This window comes from Aureibacillus halotolerans (assembly GCF_004363045.1).
GTDB lineage: Bacteria > Bacillota > Bacilli > Bacillales > DSM-28697 > Aureibacillus > Aureibacillus halotolerans.
In genome coordinates, this window is the sequence record NZ_SNYJ01000005.1 from 256,716 (window position 1) to 272,280 (window position 15,565).

A 15,565-nucleotide genomic window follows, 5' to 3' on the forward strand; every position below is an offset into this window, starting at 1 on the left:
TATCTTCAACGCTGGCTTTACCAATTTTCACTATCCATCACCAGCTAAAAGAAAAAGAAGATGTTTGGGAAGGGAAGTAACTCGAATATTGAGCTTACACCATACGATACGAGGAGGATCCTAAATGAAAGCGGACACAACAGCGAAACGAAAGTATACAAAGGGTAACTATACGAACTCGTTTACCGAGGTTCCAGCGACAAACCCTGGTTTTGAGTGGAGAGACGGTATGGTTAGTGGGAATGGTGAGAACGGTTACATAACGTCGGGCTCACCATATACGGATAGCTTCATTTTCCAACACATGTGGTACAACTACCCATCAAAGGATCCGAGAGAAATTCCAGAGGAGCTAACTGGTCAACTGGAGGAAGCAAGACTGAATGTGTTTCAGCAAAATGACCAATGGGTGATAAAGGATGCTTCTGGCGAGCGTAGAAGAAGGCCATTTTATTACAGCTATCATCCCGGACATCAGCTTCGTTTGACAATGGAAAGAAAGGGGAGCGTCGCCAATTATGAACGCTGGACAAATTATGAAACAGCAGAAACCGGAGTGACGTACCAGGATGAACTTGGTGAATGGACGAGAACCTCGTTTACATCAAGAGTAGACAATGTGTCGATTACGAAATTAACCGCCTCATCGACAGGATGTAAACTCAATCTTGTAATCTCGATTGATGACATCTCAAATATGAGCCGTGCACACGACAAAGAGACAGAATTAACAGCGTTACGATACAAGAAACTCGTTGATGAGTCTGCCAGTTATGTCGCTCAGGTGGTTCATTACCCTTCGTATCCTGGTAGCGAGCTTATGAACGGCGGCTATGCTGGTGTGACACAGGTCATAGCAGTGAACGGTACGAAGAAAAGGGTGCACCTAGCTGATACAGATGAGTCGATGAATGTGGGTATGCAACAAAATCCAGGTATACAAATCACCGATGCGGATGCTGTTTATTTGATCACGCAATCCAACAGAACCTTTGATATGGGGCCAATAGAGGACTTTTCAAGCGCGGAGGACTATCAAATTATCGATGCTTTGCTTCAACATACGAACAAAGTAGCTACCGCTTACACCGATACAGAAGTTGGATTTGACTATGACGATGCTCTTGAAGCACATGTTGAAAAGCATGCTCCTGAATTCAATGCTGTTCAATTTTCTATTCATGGGAATGCAGAGGAGAAAGCACTAGATAACTTAGCGTTGATTCAAACACAGAGAAACACAGGTTCAACGCTCCATCATGCTTTTATAGAACAGGTGTATAATCAGGGACGTTATGCAATGATTTGTACAAGCGGACAAAGTGCGCCGCGTTTATATGGCTTGTGGACAGGCGAATGGAACCCAGCCTGGCGTGCTATATACACGTTAGATGCGAACGTAAACCTTCAAATTGCAGCGATGAACTCGGGGCATTTAACCTATGCACCACTTGGATACATTACGTTTTTCCTTCGACAAGCACCTGATTTTGAGTACAATGCAAGAATGGCGTATGGTATGCATGACGCTATACAGGTTTCTGTCAACTCGGATGGGGACCGAGCCATGCATATTGAATACGATAACGACTTCCCGTTTGAGTATTGGAATGCTGGCGCCAGCTGGTGTCTGCTACCAATTTATGAATACTGGCAGTGTTATGGAAATCAAAAGATTCCTATTCAAGAGCTGATGCGCATTGATGCCCTCCAGCATCTGCTCAGCGTAAACAATGGTGGGCTGACAGACAATGAGTTTGCGGCGTTGAAAGCAAAAGGCGCCATTGATCTTGAACAAGACATTTTACTACCACTGTTAACAAAGCAGGCAAATTTTTGGGAGCAGATATGTACACCTGAATACTATACAAATGTCAAAGGTGAGGTATGCCATGAGCAGGGGAAAACAGAGCTGCTCCCTGGTGAGACCTACATTATTATCCCTGCGTATTCCCCCGAAAATCATCCCATTGGGTACAGCAGCAGAATTACTGCAAACGCAACGATGGACATTTCTGCTGCGCGAGATGGGCTAATGATGGTCATTGCCTTGGAGAAGGCAGTGAAACGAGCGGGATATGAAGAAGCCGTTGCAAAATGGGAAGCCTTATTGGAACAGCTGCCAAACTATTTATTGGATGAAGACGGCGCGTTACGAGAATGGGCGGTGAATGAGTATATTGAAAACAATAACCACCGCCATTTAAGTCATTTGTATCCTGCCTGGCCAGCTTATGAAACACAAAACGACCGTGATCTCGCAACCGCGGCGACCAAAGCTCTGGCGAACAGAGACAAATACAATACGGAGGACGCAACGGCAGGACACGGATGGATGCATAAAGCGTTAGTGAGTGCGCGATTGAAGGATGGAGAGGGGGTCGTCCAATCCTTGCTGCCAATGATGCAGGATACAGGGTACTATCTATCGTTAATGACGGACCATGATACGAATCGACGCAATCATTCCTACTGTACTGACACTTCGTATGGGACAGTAGCAGCGATTAATGAGGCTTTACTTTTCTCTAATTCTGGTGAAATTGAAGTTCTTCCGGCATTGCCAAAAGATTGGACCACTGGCTCAATCAATGGATTGATGGCTCGATCGCAAGTAGAGGTCAAGGAACTTGCATGGGACATTTCTTCTAATGAAATTAAGCTTATATTGAGGTCAAGGACGGAAGGAAATGCAATCCGTCTGTCGGCTGGTCTTCAATGGGACAATGCTATGGTTAATGGCGTGAAAGCTGAAACTCATGAACTTCATGGGCGCAAAGTGATTTCGTTAACACTTGGTAAAGCCGAAGAGGCGGCAATCCAGTTTCATTTATCAGCTTCTCAACAATAAAAAAGCGGAAGGTAACCGGAAACTTAGACCTGACCGGAAAAGCTCGTTTCAACCAAAAAGCGATTGCCCATGAGTGAAAGCGAGTATAAGGCTAATCGTATAACAAATAGCTCCTTGTTAATGTGGGTTTTTCCTGCATTAGCAGGGAGCTTATCAAATGTAAAGTGCGAAACAACTCCATTATGTAAAAAAGAACAATACTCATTATTAGGAGACAAACTTTCGTAGAGCAAAAATCCACCTTCAACCCTGGCTGCGCCTGAGTGAAAGCAAGGTGAGATAGATCGATTCCTTTTTAATTCATGTCATATCATAAAACGAGTTCATCATTAAAAGAAGCCACTAGTGAGACTCCAGCGGCAAAGAAATCACGACGTCTTCAGGACCGCTTCGTCAAAATACTACGCTTTCCGCGGGCACGGCTTCAGCTTCCTCGGAAAGCAAGCTTTCCTGCGGGATCTTCAGCTCGCGCTGTTCCCGCAGGAGTCTACGTATTTTGACTTCGCTGATGTATGTTTCTCCGTACATTGTTTTTATTTTGTCCTGGTCTCATAATAACGAGTCAGAAAGCGTGTTAAGACGTACTGCTTACCAATCAAGACAAGTATGTGCATCGTTTCATGCAAAGTTACATCACCGAGTGCAGTATTGATGCAGTGGTTAACGAATGTTTAGATAACTTGGACAGTGTGAAATCACCTTCAACGCTGGCAGTGCTTTAGTGAAAGCAAGGTGAGATAGATCGATTGATTGACAGAACAGCTCCTGCTGTATTCAGTAACTATAAAGGAAGCGTGTCTGCCAAATGTAAGGTACAAAAGTTGAGTTAAGTAATCCTTACTGCCCATCACCGCTCAAGATACCCACCCATTTTTCCAGCACGACCATCTGCTGCGTTGACCGACCTCAAAATCTATGTCGTCTTTAATAAAACTGCAATTCCTGAAATTGACTCGGGCGACTGTTAAATCAATGTCAACCCCCGAGTTGTGGTGAATGGACTAAATCCAGAAATTATCGGAAATAAATACATCAAAAAGATGGCGAAGATGTGACGCTTTCTAAAGAGATTACAAGAGAAAGACTACTTCTCTTGTAATCCGTGATGTAATGCGTCAAGATGGGTAGAGTGGGATTGTAGTGTCTTTATCATGGCGCCATGATTCTTTACCTATAAATATTGTCAAATTAAACATAATAAAACGACTATAACTTTGGGCTATATTGCTCGGACTGGAGATTTCATGGCATCAGAACGCAGTGCATTAACGAAGGCTGTTGCCGCCTTTGCAAAACCGCGCACGAAAAGCAGTATATGGCAAATGATAAATACCATTCTTCCTTTTCTCGTTTTATGGTATTTGGCGTATCAAAGTTTAGCGATTTCCTATTGGCTTACTCTCGGCATTTGTGTGGTTGCTGCTGGCTTTTTCGTAAGGATATTTATCCTATTTCACGATTGCTGTCACTACGCTTTTTTCAAACAGAGGCGTGTCAATGCAATTGTTGGCACTGTTACGGGCATTATAACATTTTTCCCATATCGTGGATGGCAGCGAGATCATTCGGTGCATCATGCGACAAGTAGTAACTTAGACCAGAGAGGTACAGGGGATATTTGGGTATTGACCGTCGATGAATATATCCAATCATCCTTTATTAAAAGGTTTGGTTATCGTCTGTATCGTAATCCAATTATCATGTTTGGCTTGGGTCCAATCGTTAGCTTTCTTATTATGAATCGAATCAACAAAAAAGGGACGAAGTGGCGTGTGCGGTCGAGCACGTATCTGACAAATGCTGCAATGGTTGTCGTCGTAACGATTCTTTGTTTGACAATTGGTTGGAAAGCCTTTTTACTCGTCCATGGCCCGATTTTTTATATTGCGGGTGTGATTGGAATATGGTTGTTTTATGTACAGCATCAATTCGAGGACACGTACTTTGAAAAAGAAGACAAATGGAGCTATGTGAAAGCTGCTGTAGAAGGAAGCTCCTATTATAAGTTGCCTAAGATTTTACAATGGGTCACAGGGAATATTGGTTTCCATCACATCCATCATTTAAGCCCAAGGGTCCCAAATTATTTTCTTGAAAAGGCGCATAATCATATTCCTGCTCTTCAGCATGTCACTACTATAACGCTACGAACAAGCCTTCAATCACTGCGTTTTCGATTGTGGGATCAATCACAAAATCGCTTTGTAGGCTTTCGTGATATTAAACATCTCCTGAAACCAAGGACGAACAGCCCGTTGTGAGCATTCTACAATAAATGCCTTTCGTAGAGTCATTGTTCCTGCGAGAATACGTTATCAAATAAAGGCATTAGTTGATCAAACATCCATCCACCTGCGTCTTATTGACAAAGGGGATGGATGTTTTGTATGATGTTCCTAACGACCATTAGGTAGGTGATGATATTGACCGCAGATCAAATCTTAAAAGTTGCTCAAGATCATTTTGCGCGGAACGGTTATGAAGGAGCTACATTAAGCGCGATTGCAAAGGATGTAGGGATTAAAAAACCATCGTTATATGCTCATTTTAGCGGGAAAGAGGATATCTTCCTGCACGTTATAAAAAAAGTCTTCCAACGAGAAAGCAACTTGTTAAAAACGTACCTTGCTGATATAGAGAAGCCGATGGATGAGCATTTGCATGGTCTACTTGAACAGCAACAGACAAAATTTGAAAACAGCAGTGAATTTACTTTCCTGCTTAGAATGTCGTATTTCCCTCCACAATCGCTGTTGGAGGAAGTTTTTGATTTAATTGACCCTTTCTTTGCCTCTTTTGAGCAGTATTTAGTGACTTATTTTGATGTTATGCGTCAGCGCAATGACATCAAGCAGACCAGACCTGTGGATGCAGCTGCTGCCTTTTTAACACTCTATGATGGGTTGACGATTGAGTTGGTGTATGGAGTGAATAAGCAAAGTTTTCAACGTCGTTTTACAGCGGCATGGCCTATTTTCTTAAAAGGCATTATGGACAGCCGAGAGTAAGTGCATAGCACCTTGGCTATTTGGAGGTATCGCAAATGACAAAACTTCAGCGTTGGCTCGTATTAGGAACGGTCTCCAGTGCACTCTTTTTGATTGTCGTTGATATGACCATTCTTTATACGGCCCTTCCAGCTTTAACACATGATTTGGCTGCAACAGCCTCTGAAAAACTATGGATTGTCAATGTGTATTCATTAATTGTTGCAGGCCTTTTACCTGCGCTGGGCTCGTTAGGGGATCGTTTTGGTCATAAGCGCCTGTTTACGTTGGGTCTTATCACCTTTGGCATAGCTTCTGTTATGGCTGCGTTCTCGCCTACACCTGAAGTGCTTATTGCATCGAGGGTTTTCCTTGCCATTGGTGCCGCGATGAGTATGCCAGCAACCTTATCGATTATTCGCTTCACGTTTACAGACGATAGAGAACGGTCTTTGGCGATTGGCATTTGGGCTTCTGTTGCGTCAGGTGGTGCAGCTCTTGGTCCGTTAATTGGTGGGCTTTTGCTGGAGCATTTTTGGTGGGGCTCTGTGTTCCTCGTCAATGTACCAGTTGTTCTCATCGCTATATTATTAACGATTCGTTTTGTTCCAAAGCAAGCAGGAGACCGAAGTACAACTTGGGATTTGATCGGTTCTGTTCAAATACTTGTAGGCCTCGTTGCGGTCGTTTTCGCTGTGAAGGAGCTCAGCAAACGAGATGGCTCGCTTTTGACGATGTTTATCGCTGCGATTATCGGCTTTATCGCGATTGTTTTGTTCATCAGAAGGCAACAAAGAATTCAGGCGCCTTTAATCGATTTGACTCTTTTTAGAAACGTCCGCTTTGTGACAGGTGTGCTTACTGCGTTAATGTCTTCCTTTACTCTGATGGGGATGCAATATGTGTTTACCCAACAACTCCAGCTAGTCGAGGGGCTTACACCGCTTCAAGCTGGCTTATTCACACTTTCTATTGCAGCGGCCTCATTTCTTTCAAGCACCTTTATTGGGGCGATCATTAATGCTTCAAATACGCTCAACATCCAATGGTTGTCTTTGATGACGGCGGGGGTAGGGATGGGAGCCTACTTGTTTGCTGCGGACAGCTCCGTGGTCATTCAGGTGGTGTGTCTTGTCATTTTTGGACTAGGGGTTGGGAGCGGAATGACGGCAGCGTCAAGCTCCATTATTAACAATGCGCCAGTTGAAAAAGCAGGCATGGCATCCTCCATTGAAGAGGTGGCTTTCGAATTAGGCGCAGCCATTGGCATTGCTATTTTAGGGAGTGTCGCATCGTTTATTTATACAGCGTCCTTTATTTTGCCAGAGGGGATTTCCAATGTCCCAGCGAATGTACGAGATAGTCTAGATGAAGCAATTCTGTCGTCGGAGCAATTGCCCGATAGTACAGCAAATGCGATTATTACTACGGGGAAAGAAGCCTTTAATCAAGCCTTTCATGCTGTCTTAATCACGGGGTCGATCCTCCTTATCGTAACAGCGCTGACGATTATCGTGTTGAGACGAAAGTTGAAACACGAGACGTCTGAAAGCCAGTACGAATAAAGCTCAGGCAGCTGACACACGTGCTTTCGTCGGTGCCTAATTCGTTACTCATTGCCATGGCAACAATGCGCCGCTTTCATTCAGCCTGTCCTAGATGACTATGGCCATACAAAAAACCGTCACGTCCAAAATTCATGGACGTGACGGTTTTTGGGTATGTTATTCGACTTTTTCTCCCGCAAGCACTTTAGGCAAATCTTCAAGTGTCCACTGCATGCCAGAGATACTGTAATCGTTCCAGCGTTCATTTGGAACGAGGAACGCTTTTCCGTTCTGTACAGCGGGAATGTCCGCCCAAACAGTATCAATCAACTGCTGATAGCGGTCATTGTCCTCAGGGTTTTGCGTCAAGATGAACAAAAAGTCGGTGTTGGCTGCATAGTCGGCAACCACTTCCTCCGAAATGCTTTGTGTATCGGTGATGGCTTCAGCTCCTTCTGGTACCTGGAACCCGACGCCATTGTCATACAGCGCTGAGAAAACAGTAGGGGCATGCTGATAGATCAGCTTGTCATAAAATTGCACCACGAGTGCACTATCCCCTTCCTCAACATAAGGGGCAATCGCTTCCTTCGTTTCTTCCACCTTCGTTGCATACTCTTCCTTCCATTGGGCAAACTCATCTTGTTTATCCAAGATCGTTGCCAAGCCTTCCATTCGCTCAAGCGGCGTGGATTTGAACTTCGTCGCATACGTTGGTGCGATTTTTTCTAAGCTATCCACCTGAGTAGGCTCCATATAGCTAGGAATAATAATTAAATCTGGGGCAAGCGCAACGAGTTGCTCTAAGTTCGCTTGATCTTGTCCAACGTTTTCAATTCCTTCGACTTTTTCTGGATTGAATTTATCCAGATAGTATCCTATAGAGGCAGTTGGCTGGACACCAAGACCCATCACTTCGCCGATTTCAGTTAAGGCAACAACGCTTTCTGGGTTTTTAGGTATGGTAACCTCGCGATCCTTCCCGTCCGTCACCGTTTGTGTCGCATCATTCTCTGTGGCTTCCTCGGTTGGATCAGCTGTTTGTGCTGAATCTGTTGAATCGCTAGTCTCCGAATCTCCAGTTCCATTGGCTCCACATGCGGCGAGCAAGAGAACAAGGAAGAGTCCGAAGAGTAGAGTGGTCTTTTTCATAAGCATCATATGCAATCTCCTTTGATAATAATTCTCATTATCATGATACAGCGTTCTATGCTAGGATGCAATAACGTTTTTTGCGAGTGCTGTTTAGGGCGTGTCTTAAAACTCGCTAAGAGGCATCTGTCACCGCCTTTTCGTCCCCTGCTGCGTTCCTTTTCCTTGACGTACGCCCGGTACGCCTGCGAAAAAGCGCCTTGCTTGGAACGAAAATTCGGCAACATTTGCTCCCTTCTGAGTTCTCAGACACGCCCTAGTGAAGTGAGGAATCTTCATCTATAATGAGCACGAACGAGGAGGTGATTGAAATGGAGCAACCTAAAAAACAACTGACATGGTGGCAATTATCTCTTCTTGGTGTCGGTTGTATTGTCGGAACAGGCTTTTTTTTAGGTTCCAGTTTGGCGATTTTAAAAACAGGAGCATCGTTTACGCTTGCTATCCTTATTGCAGCAGTAACGACGTATATTGTGTATGCCACGTTAGCAAAAATGACTGCGCAACACCCTGAGAGAGGCTCATTCAGGTCTTATGCAAAGCAGGCATTTGGCAGGTTGGCAGGCTTTAGTACGGGCTGGGTATACTGTTCGGCGGAGCTTTTAATAATGGGGAGCCAATTAACGGCGTTGAGCCTTTTTACAAAGCTTTGGTTTCCAGCTGCACCACTTTGGCTATTTGCTTTTCTCTATGGTGCGATCGGATGGCTTATCGTGTTTGCAGGGGTACGTTCCTTTGAAAAAATGGAGCATGGATTTGCTATTATAAAAATAACTGCCCTCATTTTATTTATCGGACTTTCCTGTGCAGGTTTGCTGGGGTGGCTTCCTGAAGTCTCAACTCAAGCTACTACAGACGCAGAATCGTTCTTTTTACAGGGTGGTTTAGGGTTTTGGTCTGCGCTCATCTATGCCTTTTATGCGTTTGGTGGCATCGAAATCATGGGGATCATGGCCAATGATTTAAAGCAGCCTAAGGAGGCGGCAAAAGCAGGCAAGTTGATGCTGGCTATGCTTTCTGTTCTTTATGTAGGGTCCCTCGGTCTTGTACTATACATGCGCCCTGCCAGCGTTTACTCCGAAGACGAAAGCCCTTTTGTCACAGCACTTGCCCTCTTTGACTTGCCATTTATTCCAAGTCTATTTAATGCTGCCCTAATTGCAGCGGGTTTTTCAACAATGCTCGCCTCGCTATTTGCGATCACCACCTTAGTTCAAACCTTTGCCAAAGAAGGGGACGCACCCGCATGGTTTTCTAAAGCAACGAAAAGGGGTATCCCGTTGCGATCACTTTGTTTAACGGCAGCTGGGTTATGTTGTACGGTGGGAGCGGCGCTAATTCTTCCGGAACGTATCTATGTGTACGTGACGACGGCAGCTGGCTTGATGCTGCTTTTTACTTGGGTCATGATTCTGGCTTCAGGGAAAGCTCTATTGCAGCATGTGAGTCAATGGCCAATTCGGCTCGCATTCGTCCTCATTTTGGTTGCCATAAGCGGAACTTTAAGTCATACAGAAGGGCGGGTCGGCTTCCTTATTAGTCTCGCTTTTTTGGTCTGTATCGGTTTCTTTGCCTTTCTTCGTCAGACATCGCGAGAGTAATTTAATGACGAGGATTTTTGTGATTTGTCAGAAAAAACACAGTTATTTGTTTGACAAAGAGAGGGCGAGTGGTTAAACTAACGATACGAATTATGATATGTTACTTAAACAAAGAAACCATTAAGAGCCCATTTGACGCAATGTTCAAAATGTAAGCGTTATCAACAAAAGGAGGCATTCGATGAAAAAGCTTCGCGTCATCCCTTTAGTTGTCATGTTGGCATTTCTTTGCTCCTGTTCAGTGCTCGCGAACGATGACCGTCTTGTCATTTGGAGCTTTACGGATGAAGCAGTCTATGCGGTCGATAAATTTAAAGAACAGTACCCCGATATTGATATCCGTTATGTGCAAATTCCAGGAAGCCAATATGAATCCAAGGCTCGTGCTGTTTTGCAGACCGGAGTCAACGCCCCCGATGTATTTCTTATTGAAAAGAGTGTCCTTCCAAAGCTTATTGATTTGAAGCAACTCGAAAATCTGTCAAATGCTCCATACAATGCAGAAGAAATTACAAACGAACAATATGATTATGTCGCTGCCGCATCCAAGGACGCAGATGGTAACGTTAAAGCGTTAGGCTATCAAGGCACTCCAGGAGGGATTTATTATCGTCGGGATTTGACAGAAAAATATCTCGGTACGCAAGATCCAGTAGAGATTACTAAAATGATGGCTGACTGGGAATCCGTCATGGAAGTGAGCGAATCGATTTATGAAAAAAGCGAGGGAGAAGTGTACGGCTTCACAAATTGGAACAATTTAAACACAATTCAGATTGGAAATGTGAAAAAACCTTGGGTGAAGGACGGCAAGCTCGTTATTGATCCTGCGCGCTTGGAGATTCTTGATCTTATTGATGAAGCCCATGCACGTAACGTAGTGAAGCGTATTCGTAACGGCTCTCCTGCGGGGACGGCTGCGATGCAAAATGGGACGGTTGCCTTTTTTCCTGGCGCCACTTGGGGACTACAATATACGTTTAAAAATAACGCACCTGACACAGAAGGAAAATGGGGGCTGGCAAGTCCACCACATGCGTTTAGTGCAGGTGGGACGTTCTTGGCGATGTACAGTGGGAGTGAGAAAAAGGAGAACGCCTGGAAGTTTATTAAGTTTTACGCAGGGGATGACCAATTTTTGAAGCAGTTGGCAACCGATCAAGAATATTTTGTGAGCAATCGCGAGGTGAATGCGTATATGGCAGAAAAAACAAACGCTACGGGGTCACCTTTCTTAGCTGGGCAAAATTACTTTGAATTTTTTGCGAATGAAGGCGATCGCGTTTATCCATTGGAGGAAACGAAATACGATTCTACCATCTCGCCGATCTTCACTGATACTGTTCAACTTTATGTGGATGGTTCCATTCAAACACACGAGGATGTTGTGAAGCGGTTCAAACGAGACGTGAAGCTTTATTATCCAGATCTCGATGTTGAGGGGGCAGGGGAATGAAGACGCTGAGCGGATTGAAAAAAGATCATTATGGCTATTATTTTATCGCACCATTTTTTATCATTTTCGCGATATTTGGGCTGTATCCGATGATCTATTCGTTTTACTTGAGCCTTACTCAATGGGATGGACTTCGTGACCCAGTGTTCGTTGGTCTGCAAAACTACGGCTATATTCTCGTTGACCCGATTTTCTACAAAGCTTTGTTTAATACAATGTTTATCTGGATCATCTCGGTCATTCCTCAGCTCACCGTTAGTCTCGTGCTCGCCGTCATCTTGAATGAAGCATTTCTAAAAGGGAAGAACATGTTTCGTGCCGTTTTCTTTTTCCCGAATATTGTTACGGCTGCTTCCCTTGGACTGCTCGTCAGCCTGATGTTTGACTGGCAGGCGGGGAGCGTCAATCAAATTTTGCTGCAACTAGGCATTGTTGATGATCCTATCAATTGGAAGAGCGATCCTTGGTTTATGCGCCTCATTACGTCAGCTATTTTATTTTGGCAATATTTCGGTTTTTCAATGATCATTTATATTGCTGGCTTGCAAGGCATTCCGCATGAATACAACGAGGCGGCACAAATCGATGGTGCAAGCAAAATACAAACGTTTTTTAAACTTACGATTCCACTTCTAAAGCCAGTGATCATCTTTCAAGTGATCACCACGCTTATCGGAGGCGTGCAGATTTTCGATCAGCCCTTTACCCTTTCAGAAGGAACCGGCGCCCCAGATCGATCCATCTTAACAAGCGTCATGTATTTGTACCAAAGGGCATTTGTGCAATACCAGTATGGGTATGGAGCTGCCATCGCCTTTTGTTTGTTTATTTTTATCATCCTCTTGTCTGTCCTGTCCTTTTGGATATCCACTCGATCGAACAGAGAAAGGAAGGTGAAATAAACAATGGCCCAACAGGTTGCTGTTGAAAAACAACAAAAAACACTTCGCCATCGAAAGCCGATATTGCCAAGACTCTTCATCTATATTTCCTTATCACTGCTGGCGATTGTCTGTATTGTTCCTTTCTATATCATGATTATCTATGCGACACATAGCAATGCCGATATAGCGTCGAAATTTATCATCCTCCCGGGGCAAGAGCTCATCACCAACTTTCAACGGATGAGCGCTTCTGTAAACATCGGGCGTGGTTTTATGAATAGCCTAATCATCGCCGGGTCGACAACCATAATTACGCTTTATTGCGCTGCATTAAATGGCTACGGGTTTGCGAAATTTCACTTTAAGGGTCGAAATGTCCTGTTCGTGTTCGTGCTGGCAACGATGATGGTCCCTATGCAGCTAGGGCTTATCGGGAACTTTAAGCTCATGGCTACGCTAAAGCTTCTCGACACGCATGCAGCAATCATTTTGCCTTCAGCCGCCAACGCCTTTGCGGTGTTTTTCTTAAAGCAATTTATTGAGAGCAGTATTCCTGATTCCGTCATTGAGTCAGGGCGAATAGATGGAGCAGGGGAATTAAAAATTTTTAACCGGATTATTCTACCGATGTTGTTGCCTCCGTTGTCTGCCCTTGGCATTTTTAGCTTTATTGGGGCATGGAACAACTTTATTACCCCGCTTGTGCTCTTGTTTTCTCAGGATAAATACCCGTTGCCTGTGCTTGTAGCGATGATGCAGGATGTCTACAGCACGGATTATGGCTTGCAATACCTAGGCGTTGCGCTATCCGTCATCCCGATCATTATTGTATTTTCGATATTCTCCCGCCAAATTATGGGAGGCGTAGCCATCGGTTCGGTGAAGGGATAGAGTAAGAACATAAAAACATCAACCGAAGAGAGGTCTGCAAAACGCATACAGTTTATATGAAAAGACTAGGGCAAAACAAAACTCCCAACAATTCAATTGAATCTGTTGGGAGTTTTGTTTTGCTAGTAAGGCATTAACCGCTACCTTATGTCCGTAGCTGCATCAATACTGCATTAAGTGATATCACTTTGCATGAAACGATTCACTTACTTGTCTTGTTTGGTAAGCAATAACGCCTGAACACGTTTTCTTACTCGTTACACGAGACCGGGACAAAAGAAAAACAATTTCCACAGAATAAACAGCAGCGTAGTCAAAATACGCAGACTCCTGCGGGAACAGCACGAGCTGAAGATCCCGGAGGAAAGCCGCTTTTGCTTTCCGAGGAAGCTGAAGTCGTGCCCGCGGAAAGCGAAGTGTTTTGACGAAGCGGCCTAGATTTCTTAGTACCTTAAAGGGCATAAGGGCAACATCGACTCGAAAGGACCTCGTCGTGTTTTCTTAGCCGCAGAAGTCTCGCTAGTGACAGTTTTTATGATGAACTTATTTTTATGATATGAACACAATTAAAGAGAGGCTCATTTAGTGATATAGAGCGTAGAAGTCAGCTTTATTACTGAAAGACGACCTTTTAGAAAGTAAAGGATTGTGACCATTGGTACCGTGCTACTTACTGGAGATAGCAAGTGTTGTTCCGCAAAGGTCAATTGATCTTGCATCTACTAGAACACATCCAGCGTTGAAGTTGATTTTGCACTGCACAAGTTTTCTAAACATAAGTCCACCGCTGCATCAATACTGCACTAGGTGATCTAACTTTGCGTGACGATGCACTTACTTGCCTAATTTGATTGTAACACGCTTTTTACTCGCTATGCGAAACTGTGACAAAGACAATAAAACAATTTACGCAGAAGCAAACCCCAGCGTAGTCAACAGACGTAGACTCTAGTGGGATCAGCGCGAGCTGAAGATCCCCTCGGAAAGCCTGCTTTCCGAGGAAGCTGAAGCCGTGCCCCACAGAAAGCGAAGTATTTTGACGAAGCGTTCGTGATTTCTTTTCACCCTAAAGGCATAAGGCAACACCGATTCGAATTATTAATGGTTGAGGTGTGAGCTTTCTAATAGCAGACTTTGTTTTTTTGAGATGTAGTTAGTGATTATTGCTATCTTCACCTTACTAATTGAACTAAATGTTGCTAGACACAGTCAGTGTAGAAGGTAATTAGTTTCCTTGCAAAAGTTAAAACATCCACTCCAGGGGGCTGTCCCGTGGTGCGGATGTTTTCTTCAGCTTTGTAAGGCTTTCTTTATGTCGTCTTCCATTTTTGCTGGGGAGGTCTGTGGCGCATAGCGATCAATCACTTCTCCTTGACGATCAACGAGAAATTTCGTGAAATTCCACTTAATCTTTTTGGAGAGCATGCCAGACTTTTGGGAGGCTAGATAGGCGTATAACGGATGTGCGTCTTTTCCATTCACATCAATTTTGCTGAACATTTGAAAGCTGACACCAAAGTTCAACTGGCAAAATTCCTGAATGTCTTCATCCGTTCCGGGGTCCTGGTTCATAAACTGATTGCAAGGGAAGCCAAGAATCTCCAGCCCCTCATCCTTGTATTTGTCATATAGCTCCTGCAATTCTTTAAACTGCGGGGTAAAGCCACATTTGCTCGCAGTATTCACAATGATGAGGACGTTTCCTTTATAGTCGGCAAGCGCTTTTTCTTCCCCCATCAAGGTTTTCGCGCTGAATTCATAGACGCTCATTGTATGCCTCCATTCAATTAAGTTCGTACTTACTTGACTATACCCGAATTCACTAACTGAATCACGTCTCACCGCCTGATCATTTGTCAGAAAAGAAGGGATTATTCAATAAATGATGAATACAGAAGGTGTATAAGGTGAACACATCAACAAAGGAGCGGACAAGATGACGAATCAATTGAAAGCAAATTGGCCACAACACTATGGAAACCCGGATTGGCTGTTGCACGATCGCTTTGGGCTCTTTATTCACTGGGGATTGTATGCGCTTCCTGCACGACACGAATGGGTGATGTCCTATGAACAAATTCCACCCGATACATATGAGAACTCACTAATGTTGCATAAATAATTTCATAAAATTCTGTTCTTTATTCATCGCGGGTAAAGCAAAAAAAGGAGAACCTGAACGAAAGGTGATCTGTC

11 protein-coding genes are annotated in these 15,565 nt (G+C 44.0%); 9 read left to right on the forward strand and 2 right to left on the reverse strand.

Annotation, left to right across the window (positions count from 1 at the left end; translation table 11 throughout):
* Positions 1–124: 124 nt before the first annotated feature.
* The 4 genes from EV213_RS08515 (at position 125) to EV213_RS08530 (ending at position 7,403) form a co-directional block, all read left to right on the forward strand.
* Positions 125–2,851 carry a glycosyl hydrolase family 95 catalytic domain-containing protein gene (locus EV213_RS08515; protein ID WP_133580085.1) on the forward strand — a complete coding sequence of 909 codons (2,727 nt, stop codon included), beginning with the start codon at positions 125–127 and terminating at the stop codon, positions 2,849–2,851.
* A gap of 1,244 nt (positions 2,852–4,095) precedes the next feature.
* Entirely contained in the window at positions 4,096–5,112 is a 1,017-nt protein-coding gene (gene desA, locus EV213_RS08520) for a Delta(5) desaturase DesA (protein WP_133580086.1), read from the forward strand.
* A 162-nt stretch (positions 5,113–5,274) separates the two neighbouring features.
* On the forward strand, positions 5,275–5,859 hold the full coding sequence (locus EV213_RS08525; RefSeq protein ID WP_166639222.1) for a TetR/AcrR family transcriptional regulator: 585 nt from the start codon (positions 5,275–5,277) through the stop codon (positions 5,857–5,859).
* A 35-nt stretch (positions 5,860–5,894) separates the two neighbouring features.
* Positions 5,895–7,403: an MFS transporter gene (locus EV213_RS08530; RefSeq protein ID WP_133580088.1), complete on the forward strand. Its 1,509-nt coding sequence runs from the start codon at positions 5,895–5,897 to the stop codon at positions 7,401–7,403.
* A gap of 159 nt (positions 7,404–7,562) precedes the next feature.
* Here the strand turns inward: EV213_RS08530 and EV213_RS08535 are convergent, their stop codons facing one another.
* Positions 7,563–8,546, reverse strand: coding sequence for an ABC transporter substrate-binding protein (locus EV213_RS08535; protein ID WP_133580089.1), 984 nt, complete (start codon positions 8,544–8,546; stop codon positions 7,563–7,565).
* A gap of 302 nt (positions 8,547–8,848) precedes the next feature.
* Between EV213_RS08535 and EV213_RS08540 the strand changes: the two genes are divergently transcribed.
* The 4 genes from EV213_RS08540 to EV213_RS08555 all read left to right on the forward strand — a co-directional run bounded on the left by EV213_RS08540 (position 8,849) and on the right by EV213_RS08555 (position 13,369).
* The gene (locus EV213_RS08540; RefSeq protein WP_133580090.1) at positions 8,849–10,138 is read left to right on the forward strand and encodes an amino acid permease; all 1,290 of its coding nucleotides are present in this window, start codon (positions 8,849–8,851) and stop codon (positions 10,136–10,138) included.
* A 181-nt stretch (positions 10,139–10,319) separates the two neighbouring features.
* Positions 10,320–11,594, forward strand: a complete 1,275-nt coding sequence (locus tag EV213_RS08545; protein ID WP_133580091.1) for an ABC transporter substrate-binding protein — start codon at positions 10,320–10,322, stop codon at positions 11,592–11,594.
* The gene (locus tag EV213_RS08550; RefSeq protein WP_133580092.1) at positions 11,591–12,496 is read left to right on the forward strand and encodes a carbohydrate ABC transporter permease; all 906 of its coding nucleotides are present in this window, start codon (positions 11,591–11,593) and stop codon (positions 12,494–12,496) included. Before EV213_RS08545 ends, EV213_RS08550 begins: the two co-directional genes overlap by 4 nt.
* A gap of 3 nt (positions 12,497–12,499) precedes the next feature.
* Positions 12,500–13,369 (forward strand): carbohydrate ABC transporter permease, encoded by an 870-nt coding sequence (locus tag EV213_RS08555; protein WP_133580093.1) that lies wholly within the window; start codon positions 12,500–12,502, stop codon positions 13,367–13,369.
* A 1,290-nt stretch (positions 13,370–14,659) separates the two neighbouring features.
* On the opposite strand, the gene EV213_RS08560 is transcribed toward EV213_RS08555, so the two are convergent.
* Complete coding sequence (locus tag EV213_RS08560) at positions 14,660–15,139, reverse strand: glutathione peroxidase (protein ID WP_133580094.1); 480 nt, start codon at positions 15,137–15,139, stop codon at positions 14,660–14,662.
* Between the two features lie 166 nt (positions 15,140–15,305).
* Between EV213_RS08560 and EV213_RS08565 the strand changes: the two genes are divergently transcribed.
* Positions 15,306–15,491: an alpha-L-fucosidase gene (locus EV213_RS08565; RefSeq protein ID WP_208112730.1), complete on the forward strand. Its 186-nt coding sequence runs from the start codon at positions 15,306–15,308 to the stop codon at positions 15,489–15,491.
* The last annotated feature ends 74 nt before the right edge of the window (positions 15,492–15,565 follow it).

Excerpts from the sequence above, each read along its gene's own strand:
- EV213_RS08515 (WP_133580085.1), top strand. The coding sequence starts at position 125 with ATGAAAGCGGACACAACAGCGAAACGAAAGTATACAAAGGGTAACTAT.
- desA (WP_133580086.1), top strand. The coding sequence starts at position 4,096 with ATGGCATCAGAACGCAGTGCATTAACGAAGGCTGTTGCCGCCTTTGCA.
- EV213_RS08530 (WP_133580088.1), top strand. The coding sequence starts at position 5,895 with ATGACAAAACTTCAGCGTTGGCTCGTATTAGGAACGGTCTCCAGTGCA.
- EV213_RS08535 (WP_133580089.1), bottom strand. The coding sequence starts at position 8,546 with ATGATGCTTATGAAAAAGACCACTCTACTCTTCGGACTCTTCCTTGTT.
- EV213_RS08540 (WP_133580090.1), top strand. The coding sequence starts at position 8,849 with ATGGAGCAACCTAAAAAACAACTGACATGGTGGCAATTATCTCTTCTT.
- EV213_RS08545 (WP_133580091.1), top strand. The coding sequence starts at position 10,320 with ATGAAAAAGCTTCGCGTCATCCCTTTAGTTGTCATGTTGGCATTTCTT.
- EV213_RS08550 (WP_133580092.1), top strand. The coding sequence starts at position 11,591 with ATGAAGACGCTGAGCGGATTGAAAAAAGATCATTATGGCTATTATTTT.
- EV213_RS08555 (WP_133580093.1), top strand. The coding sequence starts at position 12,500 with ATGGCCCAACAGGTTGCTGTTGAAAAACAACAAAAAACACTTCGCCAT.
- EV213_RS08560 (WP_133580094.1), bottom strand. The coding sequence starts at position 15,139 with ATGAGCGTCTATGAATTCAGCGCGAAAACCTTGATGGGGGAAGAAAAA.
- EV213_RS08565 (WP_208112730.1), top strand. The coding sequence starts at position 15,306 with ATGACGAATCAATTGAAAGCAAATTGGCCACAACACTATGGAAACCCG.